This is a genomic window from Croceibacterium aestuarii (assembly GCF_030657335.1).
Classification (GTDB): Bacteria; Pseudomonadota; Alphaproteobacteria; order Sphingomonadales; family Sphingomonadaceae; genus Croceibacterium_B; species Croceibacterium_B aestuarii.
Window position 1 is genome coordinate 3239296 of sequence record NZ_CP131039.1, and the last position, 18281, is coordinate 3257576.

The 18281-nt window shown below is 65.3% G+C and carries 19 protein-coding genes, 1 tRNA gene and 1 pseudogene; 10 read left to right on the forward strand and 11 right to left on the reverse strand.

Annotated elements, in window-relative coordinates; all coding sequences use genetic code 11:
• Positions 1-87: 87 nt before the first annotated feature.
• Positions 88-537: an ankyrin repeat domain-containing protein gene (locus tag Q7I88_RS16550; protein WP_369426074.1), complete on the forward strand. Its 450-nt coding sequence runs from the start codon at positions 88-90 to the stop codon at positions 535-537.
• 437 nt (positions 538-974) lie between these two features.
• Here the strand turns inward: Q7I88_RS16550 and Q7I88_RS15995 are convergent.
• Positions 975-1050 (reverse strand) — tRNA-Trp (locus Q7I88_RS15995).
• A gap of 78 nt (positions 1051-1128) precedes the next feature.
• On the opposite strand from Q7I88_RS15995, the pseudogene aat reads away from it, so the two are divergent.
• Positions 1129-1716 (forward strand): annotated as a pseudogene (gene aat, locus Q7I88_RS16000) (leucyl/phenylalanyl-tRNA--protein transferase); the annotation flags it as partial.
• Positions 1717-1733: 17 nt separating this feature from the next.
• On the opposite strand, the gene Q7I88_RS16005 reads toward aat, so the two are convergent.
• From Q7I88_RS16005 to Q7I88_RS16020, 4 genes are read right to left on the reverse strand one after another with little or no spacing between them, the layout of a single operon-like run.
• Positions 1734-2330 carry a DUF2155 domain-containing protein gene (locus Q7I88_RS16005; protein WP_305096903.1) on the reverse strand — a complete coding sequence of 199 codons (597 nt, stop codon included), beginning with the start codon at positions 2328-2330 and terminating at the stop codon, positions 1734-1736.
• Between the two features lie 2 nt (positions 2331-2332).
• The gene (locus tag Q7I88_RS16010) at positions 2333-2755 is read right to left on the reverse strand and encodes an NADH:ubiquinone oxidoreductase subunit NDUFA12 (protein WP_305096904.1); all 423 of its coding nucleotides are present in this window, start codon (positions 2753-2755) and stop codon (positions 2333-2335) included.
• A 45-nt stretch (positions 2756-2800) separates the two neighbouring features.
• Positions 2801-3310 carry a DUF192 domain-containing protein gene (locus tag Q7I88_RS16015; protein ID WP_305096905.1) on the reverse strand — a complete coding sequence of 170 codons (510 nt, stop codon included), beginning with the start codon at positions 3308-3310 and terminating at the stop codon, positions 2801-2803.
• Positions 3297-3725 carry a RecX family transcriptional regulator gene (locus Q7I88_RS16020; RefSeq protein WP_369426075.1) on the reverse strand — a complete coding sequence of 143 codons (429 nt, stop codon included), beginning with the start codon at positions 3723-3725 and terminating at the stop codon, positions 3297-3299. Before Q7I88_RS16020 ends, Q7I88_RS16015 begins: the two co-directional genes overlap by 14 nt.
• A 290-nt stretch (positions 3726-4015) precedes the next feature.
• Between Q7I88_RS16020 and Q7I88_RS16025 the strand changes: the two genes are divergently transcribed.
• Positions 4016-5752 (forward strand): fatty acyl-AMP ligase, encoded by a 1737-nt coding sequence (locus tag Q7I88_RS16025; RefSeq protein ID WP_305096907.1) that lies wholly within the window; start codon positions 4016-4018, stop codon positions 5750-5752.
• A gap of 4 nt (positions 5753-5756) precedes the next feature.
• Here Q7I88_RS16025 and Q7I88_RS16030 read toward each other — a convergent pair whose 3' ends face one another.
• Positions 5757-6152 (reverse strand): MAPEG family protein, encoded by a 396-nt coding sequence (locus Q7I88_RS16030; protein WP_305096908.1) that lies wholly within the window; start codon positions 6150-6152, stop codon positions 5757-5759.
• A gap of 11 nt (positions 6153-6163) precedes the next feature.
• Positions 6164-7726: a DUF389 domain-containing protein gene (locus Q7I88_RS16035; RefSeq protein ID WP_305096909.1), complete on the reverse strand. Its 1563-nt coding sequence runs from the start codon at positions 7724-7726 to the stop codon at positions 6164-6166.
• Between the two features lie 137 nt (positions 7727-7863).
• On the opposite strand from Q7I88_RS16035, the gene Q7I88_RS16040 reads away from it, so the two are divergent.
• From Q7I88_RS16040 to Q7I88_RS16050, 3 genes are read left to right on the forward strand one after another with little or no spacing between them, the layout of a single operon-like run.
• Complete coding sequence (locus Q7I88_RS16040) at positions 7864-9081, forward strand: toxic anion resistance protein (protein WP_305096910.1); 1218 nt, start codon at positions 7864-7866, stop codon at positions 9079-9081.
• A gap of 9 nt (positions 9082-9090) precedes the next feature.
• Entirely contained in the window at positions 9091-9834 is a 744-nt protein-coding gene (locus Q7I88_RS16045; protein WP_305096911.1) for a hypothetical protein, read from the forward strand.
• Positions 9834-10142 (forward strand): polyhydroxyalkanoic acid system family protein, encoded by a 309-nt coding sequence (locus tag Q7I88_RS16050; RefSeq protein WP_305096912.1) that lies wholly within the window; start codon positions 9834-9836, stop codon positions 10140-10142. The genes Q7I88_RS16045 and Q7I88_RS16050 overlap by 1 nt, the downstream gene beginning before the upstream one ends.
• A gap of 364 nt (positions 10143-10506) precedes the next feature.
• Here the strand turns inward: Q7I88_RS16050 and Q7I88_RS16055 are convergent, their stop codons facing one another.
• From Q7I88_RS16055 to Q7I88_RS16065, 3 genes are read right to left on the reverse strand one after another with little or no spacing between them, the layout of a single operon-like run.
• Complete coding sequence (locus Q7I88_RS16055; RefSeq protein ID WP_305096913.1) at positions 10507-10947, reverse strand: DUF2721 domain-containing protein; 441 nt, start codon at positions 10945-10947, stop codon at positions 10507-10509.
• Positions 10948-10967: 20 nt separating this feature from the next.
• Positions 10968-11999: a mannose-1-phosphate guanylyltransferase gene (locus tag Q7I88_RS16060; protein ID WP_305096914.1), complete on the reverse strand. Its 1032-nt coding sequence runs from the start codon at positions 11997-11999 to the stop codon at positions 10968-10970.
• A 51-nt stretch (positions 12000-12050) separates the two neighbouring features.
• Positions 12051-12791, reverse strand: coding sequence for a TonB family protein (locus Q7I88_RS16065; RefSeq protein ID WP_305096915.1), 741 nt, complete (start codon positions 12789-12791; stop codon positions 12051-12053).
• A 218-nt stretch (positions 12792-13009) separates the two neighbouring features.
• Here Q7I88_RS16065 and Q7I88_RS16070 point away from each other — a divergent pair, with 218 nt between their 5' ends.
• On the forward strand, positions 13010-15907 hold the full coding sequence (locus Q7I88_RS16070; protein WP_305096916.1) for an outer membrane protein assembly factor BamB family protein: 2898 nt from the start codon (positions 13010-13012) through the stop codon (positions 15905-15907).
• 63 nt (positions 15908-15970) lie between these two features.
• On the opposite strand, the gene Q7I88_RS16075 is transcribed toward Q7I88_RS16070, so the two are convergent.
• Positions 15971-16342, reverse strand: coding sequence for a c-type cytochrome (locus Q7I88_RS16075; protein ID WP_305096917.1), 372 nt, complete (start codon positions 16340-16342; stop codon positions 15971-15973).
• 169 nt (positions 16343-16511) lie between these two features.
• Here Q7I88_RS16075 and Q7I88_RS16080 point away from each other — a divergent pair, with 169 nt between their 5' ends.
• The 3 genes from Q7I88_RS16080 to Q7I88_RS16090 are packed head-to-tail and all read left to right on the forward strand — an operon-like array spanning position 16512 to position 18278.
• Positions 16512-16979, forward strand: coding sequence for a hypothetical protein (locus tag Q7I88_RS16080; protein ID WP_305096918.1), 468 nt, complete (start codon positions 16512-16514; stop codon positions 16977-16979).
• A complete protein-coding gene (locus Q7I88_RS16085; protein WP_305096919.1) occupies positions 16960-17667 on the forward strand; it encodes a HupE/UreJ family protein in 708 nt (235 codons plus the stop codon). Before Q7I88_RS16080 ends, Q7I88_RS16085 begins: the two co-directional genes overlap by 20 nt.
• Entirely contained in the window at positions 17664-18278 is a 615-nt protein-coding gene (locus Q7I88_RS16090; RefSeq protein ID WP_305096920.1) for a hypothetical protein, read from the forward strand. Before Q7I88_RS16085 ends, Q7I88_RS16090 begins: the two co-directional genes overlap by 4 nt.
• The last annotated feature ends 3 nt before the right edge of the window (positions 18279-18281 follow it).

An 18281-nucleotide genomic window follows, 5' to 3' on the forward strand; every position in this document is an offset into this window, starting at 1 on the left:
GGTTGACCCCTGTATCACGCGGTGTCAGACCGATCTGTGAAACGAGAAACCGTCAAAAGATTGATACGAAATGGGGCCGACCCCTTCGTGCGGGTCGACAAGATCAATAGCTATCCAATCCGCCGCGCGAGACGGAACAACGAAGTTTTTAAAATTCTCGCTTGCTCGCAATTCGATATCAATACTCGCTTTGAGTCCATCGATCCAAATAGCGCCATTTATCGGCATTATCCGAACATCCTGTTCGACGCGGTAATCGATGGTGATGGTGAGTCCGTCCGCACCATCCTGGATTGTGGAGGAAACACCGAAGTCAGGGACGACGAAGGCAAAACGCCACTCCTCCGCGCTGCTCTGGTCAACGACTACGATATGGTCTTTCTCCTTCTGCGCAATGGCGCGGACGCAACTGTTCGCGACAATGACGGGAACGATTTTCTGCTCTCTTTGGAGAACGTCCCACGGAATCATTCAGCCAGAGAACGCCAGGTTAGAATCATGGTTTCCAAGCGCGGACTTCATTGCCAAGGGGCGTGACGGGGTATGGCCACGAAGTCCGCCTTCCTCCCATCTTCGCCATTCAGGAGCCGCTCGGAACAGCCTGAAAGCGGACATCACTTGAGTCTGTCGGCTATGACCGCTTGCGATCGCGGCGAGTGTTTTTGCTAATGTCCGGGATCGGGGCGCAAAACCCACCTTTTTCACTCTCCGACAACTACGCGCGAAACCGGGCGCAAGATGTAACAGCGACAGCCCTTGCCTCCCGACTGCGCAAAGCCGAAGATTAGCGAAACGGAAGTTGTGGCAGACCTTTTTAGAAGCCGAATTTAGCGGCCAAGGCTATTGCACTGCGAATCGCCTCGATTCATGGTGCCCGCATCGAGACCGCGACAGGGTGCCACGGCAGGGTGCCACGCGGTTTTGAATCGCAGGGAAACCTGAAGCTTTTCAGGTGCTTGGGCCAATCGAAAAAATGGCAGGGGTGACAGGATTCGAACCCGTGGCCCTCGGTTTTGGAGACCGATGCTCTACCAGCTGAGCTACACCCCTGCAGGGAGCCGCGCCTCTAAGACGGCGAATGCAAATTGGCAAGGCGGTTGCCGCGGCGCTGTGCTAGGATTGCTGTCGATGCACGCGCCCGCTCCGCCGACCATCCCGCCAGAAACACTGCTGCTGGCTTATCGCAGCGGGATTTTCCCCATGGCGGACGGCCGCGAGGATCCCGAAATCTTCTACGTCGAGCCGCGCAATCGCGCGATCCTGCCGCTCGAGAGGTTTCATTGCTCGCGCACGCTTGCCAAGTTGCTCCGCCAGGACCGTTTCGGAGTAACCTGCAACCAGGCCTTCGGCAGCGTCATTGCCGCCTGTGCCGAGCCGCGCCCCGAGCACCCCGAGACCTGGATCAGCCGCCGCATCGAGGCGAGCTACTGCGCGTTGCACGACGCCGGCTACGCTCACTCGATCGAGGTCTGGGCTGGCGACGACCTGGTGGGCGGGCTTTACGGCGTGGGCTTCGAAGGGGTGTTCTGCGGCGAATCGATGTTCAGCCGGCAGTCCAACGCCTCGAAGGTTGCACTGGCCTGGCTGGTGGCGGCGATGCGTAAAGCAGGGATGCGCCTGCTCGACTGCCAGTTCATGACCGAGCACCTCGAAACGATGGGCGCGGTCGAAGTCTCGCAGGCGCGCTACCTCTCGCTTCTCGGCACCGCCCAGGGCCCGCGCTCGAGCTGGTCTCAGGCGGTCGGAGAGTCGGGGCTCGAAGAGGGGCTCGGCGCGGGCGAGGGCGCGCTTTCGCTTCCCGAAGGTTTCGCGCTGCTGTTCGAGGACGACGACGGAGCCGGCGCATCCTCGCCCGGAAAGCGCATTGCGCAAGACTTGATCCACACGTCGTAAACCGGGTGTTCGACGACGTTGACCGCCGGCGCGTTCTTGAACAGCCAGCCGGAGAAGACTTTGTGCCAGGCGAAGTCGGAACGGACATCGCTGCGCTCGCGCACCAGGACCTGGACGAAGGCGCCTTCCTCGGGGTCGGATTCCCACGGCGCCGTCTTCTCGCAGGCCGAAAGGCGCACCACGACGTTGCCGACGCGGCGCGATTCGCCCGGTTTCATCACCAGGTCCTGCGAGATGTTGTTGCGCTTGTTGAGCAGCCCCAGCGTGGCGACCCGCTCGGCCATCGGCGTACCGATCGAATCCTGCCCGGCAAACGTTGGGGCGCTCGATTGCGCCAACTCGGCGGGAACTTCGGTTTCGACCGCCTCGGGCGCGGGCGCCTTGCCCGAGCACGCCGCCAGCACCAGCACCGACGGCAGGAGCGCAAGCGCCCGCATGATCAGGCGTCCGGGGTCCAGGCTTCGTAGTCTCCGGTCGCTGCCGCGCGCCTGCCCCCGCGTTCGAGCGCGCCGGCAGGACGATAGGCGCCCGGCGTGCCGGTCGCGTTCGGGGTATAGTCCACTTCCCAGATCTTGGCCGGCTGCAGGTGACTTTCGGGCAGCTCGTCGTAGGATTGGTGCAGCCAGCCGTGCCACTCCGGCGGCACCCGGCTCGCGTCGTTGGCGCCGTTGTAGATCACCCAGCGGCGTTCGCCTCCGTGGGCCCGCTGTGCCCAGGCCTTTCCGGCCGAGTCGTCTTTCGAGCGGTAATATTTGTTGCCCTGGGCGTCGGTGCCGACGTGTTCGCCGTTGCGCGCCGACCACAGCATCGTGCCGAACGTGGCGCCGTTCCACCAGGTGAAGATCTTGCCGAGGAAGCTCATGTGCTCGCCGTTAGCGGCTGACTGCGGGCGCTGGCAAGCGCGACCTCACCACGTCACCCGCGCACCGGGCATGATGCCCAGTTCTTTTGCCCGCCCGCCGGGAATCTCCAGCACCGCGATCGCCGGTCCGGCGGATGGAATCGGCGTTTCCGAATAGGGTACGGCATCGGCGGCGATATTGCTGACCAGGTGGTCCGGGCCGATGAACAGCAGGTCGAGCGAGATGACCGTGTTGTGCATCCAGAAGCTGCGCGCCTGGGGCGGCCCCTCGGTGGGGAAAAGCATGCCTTCATTCGGCCCCAGCTCGGTGCGGAACATCAGGCCGCGGGCCTGGTTCTCGCTGGTCTTGGCCACTTCGACGCGAAAAGCGTGGGTCTTGCCGTTCTGCGTAACCGTTAAGGGAATGACTTCGAGGCCGGAGACGGGGTGCACGCCGGTCGTCTCGACTGCCTGGGTCGGAGGCGACGCCTGCGACGAGCAACTCGCCAGCGAAAGCCCCAGGGCCGAAACAAGCAGGATAGCGGTGCGGTGCATGGTCAGGTCAGCCTTCCTCATCGTCGATCGCCTCGGCAAGCCACTGTTCGGCAGCGGCCACCGACCCGGCATCGATTAGCGCGCGGGCCGCATCAAAGCCATGCCCGGCGCGCACCATTGCGGCGATCTGTTTCTCGCGCCGGTCGGCCTCAAGCGGCTCGGCTCCGAACGGGCCGAAACGGCGGCGGCGGGCGTAGGCCATGGCCGCCTCGCGCCCCGCCCGCTCGCCCGGCATGGCGCGCTCGCGCAAGTCCTCGGCGATCCCCGCCTCGCCGAGCGCCTGGCGCACCCTGCGCTCGCCGTAGCCACGCCGCAAAAGACTCCCCGATTTCATCCGCGCATAGGCTTCGTCATCGATGTAACCGAGTTCGACGTAGCGTTCGACGGTCTCGCGGACCGGGGGATCGGTGTCCCCTGCCCATCCCCGCTCGCGCAATTTCCGGACAAGATAGCGCTCGAATTTTGCGGCGCTGGTCGAAAATCTTGCGACGTAGGCGAGCGCCAGCTCCTCGAAACGCCCCGCGTCGAGGGGCTTTGCAGGTTTTTTGCGTCTGCGGGCAGGAGCGTTATGATCGGCCATCGGCCTTATTCGTGCCACAGTCCGGCTCAAAGGGGAAAGGCTGTCCCGGGGGAGGGGCCAAAGAAGCTCGCTCATCTCCTATTCACCCGCCGCCGCGTCATGCGCCGGCCAAGGAAAAAACAACGACGGGTAAATCGCGAGATACGATGGATAACGACGCCGCTCTGAAGCCGACGCCGAACCGCTGCGCGCTACCGCGCCGCTTTTCCGATTTCGCCACCTTCGGCGATGCCCTGGACTATGCCGCGCAAGGTTCGCGAGGTCTCAACTTCCACGATCCGCGGGGCAAGCTGACCCGCGTCTATCCTTTCGCCGAGCTGCGCGAGGATGCGCTGGCGATGGCCCGGCGGCTTATCGCCAAAGGGGTCGAGCCGGGCGAACGGATTGCCCTCGTCGCGCAGACCGGGACCGAATTCGCCGCCATGTTCTGCGGCGCGGTATACGCCGGGGCCTGGCCCGTGCCGCTGCCGCTGCCGACCAGCTTCGGCGGCAAGGAAAGCTATATCGACCAGCTCGCGGTGCAACTGGCGAGTTCGGACCCGACGATGCTGCTCTATCCCTCGGAACTTGCCAGCATGGCCGCCGCCGCGGCCGAGCGGCAGGGTTGCGCCGGGATGAGCTACGAAGACTTTGCGGTGCTGCCGCTGGTCGCCGCCGACCTGCCGACTCCCCGGCCCGACGATATCTGCTATCTGCAGTATTCCTCCGGCTCGACCCGTTTCCCGCACGGCGTGGCGGTAACCCACCGCTCGCTGCTCAACAACTTGCGCGGGCACGGCGTGGGCATGCAGCTGGTCATGGACGACCGCTGCGTCTCGTGGCTGCCGTGGTACCACGACATGGGCCTGGTCGGCTGCCTGCTGTCGCCGATCGCCAACCAGATGTCGACCGACTACCTGCGCACCGAGGACTTCGCCCGCCGTCCGCTCGCCTGGCTCGACCTGATCAGCCGCAACGAGGGCACCACGCTGTCCTATTCGCCGACCTTCGGCTACGACATCTGCGCCCGCCGCATCTCCAGCCAGAGCCACGTCGAGGACCGCTTCGACCTTTCGCGCTGGCGGCTCGCCGGCAACGGGGCCGACATGATCCGCCCCGACGTCATGCAGAATTTCGTCAACGCCTTCGCCGACGCCGGGTTCAAGGCCAACGCTTTCTGCCCGAGCTACGGCCTGGCCGAGGCCACGCTCGCCGTCACCCTAATGCCGCCGGGCGAAGGAATTCGCGTCGAACTGGTCGAGGAAGAACGCCTGAGCGGCTCCCCGCGCGACCTCAGCCGCCCCGCGCGCTACCGGGCGATCGTCAACTGCGGCAAGCCGGTGCTCGACATGGCCGTCGAGATCCGCGGCGAAGACGGCAATCCGCGCGGCGATCACCAGATCGGCAAAATCTGGTGCAAGGGCCCGAGCGTGATGCACTCCTATTACCGCGACGAGGAGGCGACCGACGCCTGTCTGGTCGACGGCTGGCTCGACACCGGCGACATGGGCTACATGGCCGATGGCTACCTGTTCATCGTCGGCCGGGCGAAGGACATGATCATCATCAACGGCAAGAATCACTGGCCGCAGGATATCGAATGGGCGGTCGAGCAGCTGCCCGGCTTCCACCAGGGCGACATCGCCGCGTTCAGCGTCGAGACCGAGAACGGCGAGGAAGTTCCCGCGGTGCTGGTCCACTGCCGCGTGTCCGACCCGGACGAGCGCCGCAAGCTGCACGACGACATCCGCGAGAAGGTTCGCTCGATCACCGGCATGAACTGCGTGGTCGAACTGGTCCCGCCGCGCACCCTGCCGCGCACCAGTTCGGGCAAGCTGAGCCGCGCCAAGGCCAAGAAACTCTACCTGTCGGGCGAGATCGAGCCCTTCAAGCTCGCCGCCTGAGTCGTCAGCCGAAAAACAGCACGCCAAGCACGGTAAGTATCGCCGCGAGGCCGATGCCCCATACCAGCGTGCGAACCTTGGGCACGCCGGTCCAGTAGAGCGGCAGGTAGACCGCTCGCGCGCCGAGCCAGATCCACCCGGCGATCGCCGTGGTTGTGCCGGCCTTGCCGGTAATCACCACGCCGAAAAGCGCGATGATGGCGATTGGCAGGGTCTCGAGAAAGTTGTCGCGCGCGCGTTCGAGCCGCCCCACCACGGGGCCGGGCTCGGGCATTTCGGCGTCGCGCGGGCCCATGTTCCAGTCGGTCCCGTATTGCTTGGTCTTGACGCGGATCGCGACTTGGATGTGCAGCAAGAGAAGCACGGCGGCGAGCGCGAGGACGAGGATTTCGGGTCGCATCTGCAGGGCTCCTACTGGTCGGGCGCGGCCCAGGCGGCGGTCACCGGCCCCTCTTCTCCATCCGGCTGCTCGCGCACCGCAACCCCCTGCTTTTTCAGCGCTGCGGCGACCATCGCGACCTGCGCTTCGGGGCCGCCCAGGATGATCGGCACTTCGACTCGCCGGCCCGCCCAGCCGACCAGCGCCAAGGCCCGCGCGCCGTCTTCGGTCAGCGTGTCGCCATCGTAGCTGATGTCGGGCAAAGGCCTGGCAGGCGGACGCAGGCGGATGGTCCAACCCGGTTCGTTCGCCCCGACTCGATTTTCCAGTTCGCGATAGGCCTCGAGACTGGCTCCATCGAGCGGCCGCGCGGTCACCGCTGCGATCTTGCGTTCGCGGTCGACCACCACGCTGTCGCTCGACACTCCCGCAACCAGCGCCAGGCGAACGGCCAGTTGCTCGGCGTGGGCCAGATCCGCCGCTTCCTGCTCGTTGGCCCGGGCGAGCTGGGCCAGCTCCGCCGCCTGGGCGCTGTTGCCGACGGGGACCTGCGTCAGCGTTAGGTTGACTTTCGTGCCGATGATTCGGTCGACGCGCGCCTGCACTTCGGCGAGCGCGTCGGGCCGCACTTCGGGCGTCAGGACGACGGCCGAAATCTTCGGTGGCTCGCCATGAAGATCGACGTCGAGCTTCGAAATCAGTGCTTTGTTGCTGAACGGCGAAAGCACAGCGCCGTTGATCTGCCGCGTGTCGGCGGCGTCCTTGGCGAGATTGACCAGCGAGAGACCGAGCGGAATCGCCAGGGCGACGAACACGGTGAAGATCAGCGCGGTCTGCAGGTTGGTCTGCTTCTCCGACAACATCGTGTCGAAGCCATAGAGCCGCGCCATGATCGCCGCGGTGAAGGCAATGGTCATCAGGTTGGTGAAGAACAGCAGCAGCGCGCCCCAGAACACCGTGCCGTTGAGCGTCGCGAGGCCGAATCCGACGACGGCGAGCGGCGGCATCAGGGCCGTGGCGATGGCCACGCCGACGATGGTGCCCTCGCGTCCGCGAATCATCGCGTAAGCCCCGGCAACGGCGGAGAACAGCGCGACGAACAGGTCGAAGAGGTTCGGCTGCGTGCGCGAAGCAATTTCCGGAGTGACGGTCTGCAACGGCGAAAGCAGGACGATCAGCGCGCAGAACAGGACCGAGATACCCGTGCCGATCGCGAGCGACTTGCTGGACTGCTTGATCCACCGGAAGTCGCCCGTCGCCAACGCGAAGCCGAGTCCCATGATCGGGCCCATCAGCGGCGACAACAGCATGGCGCCGATGACCACCGCCGGAGAGGACAACAGCAGGCCGAGAACCGCGATTCCCGCGCTCATCGCCAGCATCAGCAGGTAACGCGCCGAAAGCTCGCATTCCTCGCGCCGCCCGGCGATCACCTCCGCCTGGTCGACCGTGCTGACGACAGCGCGGCGCCACCAGCCGCGCCAGCTTTCGATCACATGTCGGAAGGAATGCTCGCCGTGCACCTGCACCGGAGGCACCTCGCCGGGTGGCGCTAGAGTTGTAGCCGCTGCCAGCGTTTTTCCCCCGTCTGCCATGAACCTGCGATACCTGCTGGACGGCGCATGCAAAAGCGCTTTGTCGCAGCGCGGCCAGCCGCCATACTGCCTTTACTTGAAACACGTGTCTTGCGCACCTAATACAGTTCAGGACTCGAGGGAGATTGACGAGCGCCATGGCCGAAACCGCACCGACCGCGACCGCTACCAAGACCGAAGCCGCGCTGAACCTGACACCGCCCGATCCGGTGCCGATGGTCGCGCCCGAAAAGGCGGCCGGCCTGGTCCCGGTCGATGCCGAGAAGAAATCCAAACTCGAAGAAAAGGTCGACGGGTTCGTCAGCGAACTCGTGGCGCTCGATGCCAATTCGCCCGACTTCGGCAAGAAGGTCGACCAGATCACCAACATGGGCCGCAAAGAAATCGCTGCGGCCGCGGGGATGTCGAACCGCTTCCTCGATCGGCCGATCAAGGCGATGGACAAGGATTCGGGCGTCGGCGCCAACCTGTCGGAATTGCGCAAGGTGGTCGAGGATCTCGATCCCGGCAAGAACGGCGCCAAGAGCGGCAGCAAGAAGTTCCTCGGCATCATCCCGATGGGCAACCGCCTGACCAGCTATTTCCGCAAGTACCAGAGCGCGCAGACGCACATCCAGTCGATCCTCGGCCACTTGTCGAGCGGCAAGGACGAGCTGCTGATGGACAACGCCGCGATCGACGTCGAGCGGCAGAAGCTGTGGGAGGCGATGGGCAACCTCGAGCAGATGGTGTACATCTCCAAGACGCTCGACGAGCGGCTCGAGGAGAAGGCCGCCGAGCTCGACGCGACCGACCCGGCCAAAGCCAAGGCGATCCGCGAGAGCGCGCTGTTCTACGTGCGCCAGCGCACGCAGGACCTTTACACCCAGATGGCGGTCAGCGTGCAGGGCTACCTGGCGCTCGACCTGGTCAAGAAGAACAACGTCGAACTGGTCAAGGGCGTCGACCGGGCCAGCACCACCACGGTGGGCGCGCTGCGCACCGCGGTGACCGTGGCCGAGGCCATGACCAACCAGCGGCTGGTGCTCGGCCAGATCACCCAGCTCAACCAGACGACGGCCGGGATCATCGATTCGACGAGTGCGATGCTGCGCGACCAGACCGGCAAGATTCACGAGCAGGCGGCCAGCAGCACGATCCCGATCGAGACGCTGCAGCGCGCCTTCCAGAACATCTACGACACGATGGACGAGGTCGACACCTTCAAGGTGCGCGCGCTCGAAAGCATGAAGCAGACGGTCGAGACGCTGGGCAAGGAAGTCGAGAAGTCGAAGGGCTATATCGCCCGCGCCGAAGGCCAGGCCCAGGCCTCGCAGCTGACCAACCAGTCCTCGCTGCTGTCGCTGGAGGGCTAAGGCGCAAGCATGGCCGACAGCACCGGAAACGCACAGGAAATCATGACCGCGGCGAGCCGCTCGCTGGCCCACCAGCGCGCCGGCGGCCGCCGCCTACAGCCGATCGGTGAAGGCAGCCGGCGAATGCGGCGCGACTTCCAGCTCAAGAAGCTGCGCAACATCGCCTATGCCGCCGCGGGCATTTTCGCCTTCGCGGTGATTGCCGGAATCGTCATCGACGGCATTGGCTTCACCGGCATCGTTCTGACCGTCATGGCGCTGCTCGCCGCCGGGTTCATCTTCGGCAAGTTCCCGCGCCTGAAGGTTCCGCAGCGCGCCGACCTCAACAAGGGCGACGTCCGGCAGATGGTTGCACGCACCGAGCTGTGGCTGGAGAACCAGCGGCCCGCCCTGCCCCCGCCGGCCATCACCCTGGTCGACCAGATCGGTACCCAGCTCGACGCCCTCGGGCTGCAGCTCGAGACCATCGACCAGGCCCACCCGGCGGCGCAGGAAACGCGCAAGCTGGTCGGCGAGCACCTGCCCGAGATGGTCGATGCCTATCGCCGCATCCCGGCCAGCTTGCGGAACGAAAAGCGTGCCGGTTCGTCGCCCGACGAGCAGCTCGTGGAAAGCCTCGGCAAGATCAGTCACGAGATCGACCACGTCACGCGGCAACTGGCCGAGGGCTCGCTCGACGACCTCGCCATCCGCACCCGCTACCTCGACTATCGCTACGGCGAGAGCGAGCAACCCGTTTCGGAGAATTCCTGATGCAAGTCGCCATTCCGCACCATCTCGACCGCTCTACGGTCCGACAGCGGCTGCGCGACAACAGCCACAAGATTGCCGACCACGTTCCCGGCGGGGTCGCGGAGGTCCACACCAACTGGCGGAACGAAGACACCATGGAAATGACCATCGGTGCGCTCGGCCAACAGGTCCGCGGCGAGGTACAGATCGAAGACGGCCAGGTCGTCTTCGTCATCGACCTGCCACCGGCGCTCGGGTTCATGGAACCGATGGTCAGAGGTGCGATCGAGCAGTCGGGCCAGAAGATGATCGCCGGCCCGAACGGCTAGGCGAAACGGCTCTTCCGCGCAGGACGCGGAAAGACCTTTCCTACACCGCGGCGATCTGCCTAGAGTCGGTGCTGTCAGGCTGAATCGTTCTTCCTCCGCTCGCACGAACGGCAAGCGGGCGATTCGATCTTATCGCAATCATCTCGAGGTGTCTGCCGATGTCACGCTCCAGTCTCTCCGTCCGCTCCCCGCGCGAGCGCGAAGCGCGTGCGGCCGGAGCAGAATTTCTTCCGGCCCGCCCATGAGTAACCCAGCGAATGTGTGACCCGTTCTGGTCCAAGATACTGAAATCGCGGACTTTCTATCCGATCGCTCCAGGGTTACTCCTGTAACTTGAGTAACCCTGTCCGGACCTTCCGCCGGGCTAGAGCTTGCGCTCGAGCTCGAGGTAGGTCTCGGGAATCCGCAGCGCCTCGGTCGCCTCGCGAGTCTCGCGCAGGAACAGCATCAGCGCCCACATGATCAGGCCGATAGCAAGCAGGAACACGCCGCCGACGACGAACTGCATGTTGAGGGTCGCGAACTCCTCGACGAACAGCAGGGTGACGACCAGCCCGACGCACAGACCGGCACCCACGAGCAGCCGAATGGCCTTGCCGATCAGCGAAATGCGGCGGTCGATCAGGCGGATTTCGCGCACCACTTCGTCGTGCTCCATGCCTTCTGTCTCGACGTGACGTCCCTGCAGGACCCGGGAGCGGTCGACTATCCGCCCCAAGCGGGTCGACAGGATGTTCATGATGTTGCCGATCGCCACCAGCATGAACACCGGGGCGAGTGCGAGCTGTATTGTCTGGGCGATCATGTCTGGGCTCCGGCTCGCTGCTACTGGTTGGTTGCGCCGCCGAGTTTGCCGACTTTCTGCGCGCCGTCCATCGTCGTGACCAGCACCTCGTCGCCGTCGACGACGATGGCGATGTCGGAAAGGCCGATCGCCGAGACACGGGGACCGTCGGTATCGACGAACACCCCGGAGCAATCGACCAGTTCGGCATTGCCGCGCACCGAGTTTCCGGCCCCGTCGGCGCCGGCCGCATCGCGCAGCGCCGCCCAGCTACCGATATCCGACCAGCCCATCGCGGCCGGCACCATGGCCGCGCGATCGGTCTCTTCCATGACCGCATAGTCGACCGATTCGCCCTCGATTGCCGCGAAGGCGGCAGCGTCGGGATGGAAGCGGGCGCCATCCTCTTCTCCCCCGGCCACCGCAGCGGCCACCGCTTCGGCCAGCGCGGGCCGATGCTTCGCCAGTTCTTCGAGGAAGAAGCCGGCGCGGAAGGCGAAAATTCCGCCGTTCCAGCTGTACTCGCCGCTGGTCAGAAACTGCTGCGCGCGCTGGAGATCGGGCTTCTCGACGAAGCGCTCGATGCGGCGCCCCTCGCCGAGCGGCTCGCCCTGCTTGAGATATCCGTATCCCGTCTCGGGCGCGGTAGGGACGATGCCGAAGGCGACCAGCCAGTCGTCTGCTGCCAACTTCGCCGCCGCCGCGGCAGCGGCACGGAACGCGGGGACGTCGGCGATGTGGTGGTCGCTCGGGCAGACCAACATGATGGCATCGGGGGCGAGCCGGTGCGCCGCCAGCGCAATGGCGGCCGCAGTATTCTTGGCCTGCGGCTCGACGATCACGCTAGCGCCGGCATCCTTCGCCTGTGCCTCGACATGCTCGATGTGCGCGGTCCCGGTGACGATGACCGGCGACGCGAACCGCTGCGGATCGTTGCAGCGGCTCAGCGTCGCTTCGAACATCGTCTCGTCGCCGACCAGCGGCAGGAAGGGCTTGGGCTTGGTCTTGCGGCTGCGCGGCCACAGCCGGGTTCCGCTGCCGCCGCACAGGACGACCGGGACGATTCTGCTCATTCCGTTTTCCTTCGCAGGCGCATTCACGCGCCGGTTCGCTGCCTCCTAGCCTCAGAACCAGCGCTGGCGCCAGCCATAGGATGCCGGCACCGGATCGCCGTTGGCGTCCCTTGCCGGCTTGAACCGGAAGCGCTGGACGGCGAGCTGGCAGACGATGCGATCCGCCTCTGGGTCCGGGCTGGGCTTGGTGACCCGGCAGTCGGACGCGCGCCCGTCCACGCCGACGGTCATGTAGACGATCACCTCGGTCCCGCGGCGCGCCTGGCGGCCGCCGGGAGGAACCGGAAAATCTCGGGCATCGTTGATGTCGCCGGCGATCTTGACCGGCTTGGTCACAGGCACTCCGCCTGCGCCCTGCCCGCCCCTGCCGCTGCCGGTGCCCTCGCCAGGCCCGCCGGCCCCGGTGCCCGCTCCCTGGTCGCTGGCGCCGGACTGGTTGGCGTCCCCGGTCGAAGCGGCTTTGGGCGCATCGGTCTTGATCGGCTTCGGCCGAGGCGGGACGGCGACTTCCTTCGCCTTGGCCTTTTTGGCTTTTTCGCCCGATGCCCCCTCGTCGGGCGAGGGCGTGGGGTCGGGACTGGGCTCGGCAGGAGGCGGGGTGTAGACCGTGACCGTGACCATCGAGGTCGCCTGCTTGATGACCGCGGCGGTAAAGTCCGGAGCGAAGGCGCGCGCCAATCCGAAGAAGACCAGGACGTGGGCGAGGCCGATGAGCAGGAGCGTACCCCAGCGCGGACCGCGCCGGCGCTCGGTGAAGCGCGTCGCCTCATCGGGTGGGGTTGCTCTGCTCACGTCTGCCCCTGAAACGCGCGACCTCCGCGCCGGTGCCTGACGGGCCTAAACACGCAGCGCGTCACGCGCCACCGCAGGCACAACGGCGCCACTGTCCCGGCGAGAATAGTTAGCAAGCAATCTAGTTGCGCCCCCGTGAGTCAGCCTGTAGCCCTTGCGAGGAGAGAGCGTGGACATGGTCCGCGTGGTGCCGGTCGGCGCCTCAAGGGGAGAAATCGATGTCGAAACGCCTGGCCGCCTTGCTTGCCGCTGCCGCGATCCTGCCCTTTTCCGCGGGAGCGGAAGAACCCTACAACGTGGCGTCGGACGGCGACTGGCCGCGCTACGCCCGCGACCTGGAGGGCACCCGCTTCTCGCCTCTCGACCAGATCGACACGAAGAACGTCGGCCAGCTCGATCAGGCCTGGTCGTTCCGGCTGCGTCCCGAAGGCGGCGCGGGGCTGCTCGGCGGAACGGTGCCGATCGTGGTTGACGGGATCGTCTATCTGCCTCTCGGCAACGCCGTGGTCGCGCTCGACGGCGTGAGCGGCAAGGAGCTCTGGCGGCACAAGGTCACCGACGGCCTGGTGCGCCGCGCGGTCAGCTACTGGCCCGGCGAGGGCGCCATCGGTCCGCGCATCTTCTATTCGACCGGCAGCAAGCTCGTCGCGCTCGACCCCGCCAGCGGCGAACTCGATACCAGTTATGGCCAGAACGGCTCCTCCGAAATCGACGGTACGCCCTATGCCTATCCGCCTTCGATCTACGGCAACGTCATGGTGATCGGTGCGCAGACGCAGGAGGATTCGATCGGTCCCTCGGGGGACAGCCGCGCCTACGATGCGCGCACTGGCAAGAAGCTGTGGCAGTTCCACACCGTCCCACAGCCCGGCGAAGTCGGCCACGAGACCTGGCTCGACGACGGCTGGAAGGGCCGCTCGGGCACCAACATGTGGGTCTGGTACACCACCGCCGATCCGGCGACCGACACGATCTACATGACCATCGGCGGACCTTCGCCGAACTACTACGGCGGCGACCGGCCCGGCGCGAACCTGTTCGGCAACTCGATCGTCGCCGTCGATGCCAAGACCGGCAAGTACAAATGGCACTTCCAGACCATCCACCACGACCTGTGGGACTGGGATCTCCCCGCCCCGCCGGTGCTGGTCGACATCGAGAAGGACGGCAAGACGATCCACGCGCTGGCCGAAACCGGCAAGCCGGGCTTCATGTACATCCTCGACCGCGAGACGGGCAAACCGGTGTTCGGGGTGACCGAGCGTCCGGCCGCAGCGGCCGACGTGCCGGGAGAATGGTATTCGCCCACCCAGCCGGTGCCGGTAAAGCCCGCGCAGCTCAACCGCGGCTTCTGGGACAAGAGCGACATCGTCACTGCGGAGGACACCAATCCCGAGCACGTCGCGGCGTGCCACGCCCTGCTCGATAGCTATGGCGGCAACTTCTACAACGCCGGCAGCTTCACGCCGTTCTTCATGAAGCAGAATATCAAAGGCACCGACAAGCCGCTGGCCTCGATCAACATGCCGCACAACGGCGGCTCGGTCTGGGGCGGCAGCGCGGCCGATCCGCGCTCGGGCGTAGTCTTCGTCAACACCAGCGAGGGAGGCTCGATCGGCTGGATCGAGAAGCGCGATCCGAAGGGCGACTACGGCCGCGGAACCACGACCTCGACCCAGCTCTACGATCGCGGCAGCCTTATCGGGCCCGGCGCGTACTCCGGGTTCATGGCCAGCTTCACTGCGGCCGATGGGCACAAGGTGACCCTGCCCTGCTTCAAGCCGCCGTGGGGCCGGCTGCTAGCGGTCGATGCCAACACCGGCGACATCCTCTGGGCCAGCCGCCTCGGCATCAGCGAGGACCTGCCCAAGGACAAGCAGGATACCGGCAGCAACAATGGCTCGGGCGGGCCCACCGCGACTGCCGGAGGCCTCGTGTTCATCGGCGCGACGGGCGACCGCTACTTTCGAGCCTTCGATGCGAAGACCGGCAAAATTCTTTGGGAGAAGCAACTCGACTACCCGGCGCTGTCGATCCCGATCAGCTATCGCGGCAAGGACGGGCGGCAATACGTCGCAATCCTCGCTTCGGGCTCGAGCCTCGCCCCATCGGCGCGGCGCGACAACGGCAAGCCCGCGAACATGGAATCGCTCGTGACCTTCGCGCTGCCGGACGCGGGCGGGGGCAGTGGCGGCAAGACCATCACCACTCCGGAAGGGGCGAAAATGCAGGACGGCAGCACGCTCGCCTACAAGCCGGGCGAGCTGACGCACGAACAGCTGATGAGCTCGACCCGCGACCTGATGGCGATGGATGCGATGAATGTGTTCCGCCGCTATCCGCGCGACAAGACGGGGGAGATGGTCAAGTTCTACACCCAGGCGCTGGCGCTCAAGTCGCTCAGCCCGATCCAGCTCACCGCCACCCAGCAGATGATCCTGACCGGCGTCGGCAAGGCGCAGATCAAGCTCAGCGCCGGGCAGCAGGGCGATCGGCTCTACGACATGAGCGGTGGCATCAAGGGCGGCACCGGCATCCGCTATTTTCGCCTGACCTATCCCGACAAGACCCTCCTGACGAAGCGCTTCACCGAGGCGGGTTTCCCCGCGCCGTCGTTCGAAAATCGCCCCGACGGCACTCAAGCGGCAATAGTGAACGATCCGGGCGGCTTCCCGATCGAGATCGTCATTAAGCCGGGGGCGAAGGACGGCTCGAACGACGGTGTGGGCGTCGGAATTGCCGCGTCCGACCTCGCCGAGAGCCGCAAGTTCTATCGCGAGTTCGTCGGCCTCGACGAGCTGCCGGCAGTGACAGACCGGACGACCGGCCTGACGCTCTACCCCTACCGCAACGGCGAAACGACGCTCTACCTCTACCAAGCGCCCGACACCACGCGGCACGACAACGGAAGCGCGGGGATCCAGTACGTCGTGATCGATTCGCCGATGGCCGACGCCAAGGCCAAGGCGCGCGGGATCGCCGTGGAGACGCCGCTCAACAAGTTGACCGGCTTCGACCTCGTTACCGTCTGGCTCAACGATCCCGACGGGGTGACCAACTATTACGCGCAGGTCGGCCCTAGAAGCCGCACGGTGCGGCAAGCTTCGGGCAACTAGCGGCCAAAACGAGAAGGGGCGGCCAAGCGACCGCCCCCTCCCTTCAAGACCTGTCTCGGCGCCTTACTCGGCGTGATCTTCGTGGTTCACTTCGACGATGTAGTCGGCCAGCATGGCAATCTCGTCTTCGGACAACTGACCGCCAAAGCTGGGCATCGCGCCCTGGCCGTTGGTGACCCGGCCGATGATGTAATTCCGCGTGAGCGAAGGATTGTCGAGCGACGGCCCGACCGAACCCGCCGCCTCGGCGTCGCTCAGGGAGTGGCAAGCGCTGCACGAATAGGTGTTGAACAGATCACGCGCCGCATCCTTGTCGACGTGTGCAGAGTGTTCGGTTTCGGCCGCGTGGGCACTGGCGGCCAGAAGCCCGCTACCCGCCGCAAGACCGGCCGCCGCCGCCAGCACGGCGACGAAAATGTCCCTCTTCGAATTCACCCGCTTCACCCTTGCAATCTCCACTTGTTGATTTTGTCCATTTCTACCAGTGCCATTGCTTGCACTTGCCCTTGAAGTCAATCACGATGTAACCCTCGGGGCATGAAGCGCGCTTGAACGTATGGGAGGTCCGGCGTTCACGCGGGCCCCGTGGGGAGGGAATCTTGTTATGATCCGTCGCACTTTGACTTTGTTCGTATTTTCGAGCGCCCTCGCTGCGTGCAATAGCAGCGAGCCGGCCAAGCCGATCAAGGACTACATGGCGCAGGACGTCCAGCCGACGGCGGAAGTCTACTGGAACGCGGTGCAGTTCATCAGCGACGAATCCGGCGACCACGAAATTACCCCGCAGACCGATGCCGAGTGGGAAGACGTACGGCTGGCCGCGGTCAGGCTCGGCGAGATCGGCAAGGAGCTGAAGCAGCCCGGCTACAGCGACGCGCGCGGACCGGGTTGGAACGACTTCGCCGACGGCCTGATCGAAATCTCCGGCAAGGCCGAGGAAGCCGCCAAGGCGAAGGATCCGGAAAAGGTCTTCGAGGTCGGCGGCACGCTCTATTCGGTCTGCTCGGGCTGCCACGAAGCCTATCCCGCCGAGCAGCCGGAAGCCGCGAACGATGCCTCCATCGCTTCATAGGTCCCCCTTCGAGCGGCTCAAGCCGCTGCTGCTGATTGCCGCCATCGTCCTGCTCGCCGACGCGGCACTGGCGCACGACGTTTCCGAATCCGACCGCAAGGCGGTGGCGGGAATCGACGGACCGGCGTTCATCCCTTTCCTCTACCTCGGGGCCAAACACATGGTCACCGGGTACGACCATGTCGCCTTCCTCGTCGGCGTGGTGTTCTATCTCCGCCGCTTGAAGGACGTGGTGGTCTACGTCTCGATGTTCACCATCGGCCATTCGCTGACCCTGATGGGCGGCGTGCTGCTCAAGACCGGTGGCAACCCGTTCCTGATCGACGCGATCATCGGTCTTTCGGTGATCTACAAGGCAGCCGAGAACCTCGGCGCCTTCCGCAAGATCGGCTGGTCGTTCGACCCGCGCTGGGTGGTCCTGATATTCGGCCTGTTCCACGGTCTGGGGCTCGCGACCAAGCTCCAGGACCTGGCGATCTCCGAGAACGGGCTGCTGACCAACCTGATTGGTTTCAATATCGGGGTCGAGGTCGGGCAAGTCCTGGTCCTTACCGTAGTCGTCTTCGCGCTCAACCTGTGGCGCACGTCGCCCAGTTTCGATCACGGCGCCCGCCTGGCCAACTGGTTGCTGGTCGCGGTGGGTGTTGCGCTTGTTGGATATCAACTGGCAGAATGGATAGCCTCATGACCGCCACGACCACATCTTCAAACCGCAAAGCCATTGTAGGAGCCGCGGCCGCCGTCCTCGTTGCCGCGGCAGTCGTCGTCGTCTTCGTCCTGCCCGCCGAATACGGCAAGGATCCGACCGGGCTCGGCAAGGCGCTCGGTCTCAACGTCCTGTCGGAAACGCCGGAGAACATCTACCTCGAGCGCGGCAAGAAGCGGGTCGGCGTGCTCGCCCCGCTCGACGGCCCGATCGCGCAACCCGACGATGTCTACACGCTCGAGCTGGGGCCGTTCGAATCGGGCGAATTCAAGTACGACCTCAAGCAGGGCGACAAGATGCGCTTCGAATGGACCGCCACCGGGCCGGTCGATTTCGACATGCACAGCCATCCGTTCGACGGCGGCGTCGACCTGACCGAGAGCTACGCGATCGAGAAGGCGCCCTCGCAGAGCGGCGTCTACACTGCGCAGTTCAGCGGTATCCACGGCTGGTACTGGCAGAATCGCTCCACGGACAATGTCACGGTAACGCTGAAGGCCGCTGGCCCGATGACCGGCTCGACGGTGTTCAGCCAGGCCGGCGAAATGCCGCGCGAACTGGCTCCGCCAACCCGGTCCGCCGAGGAAAGCTGAACT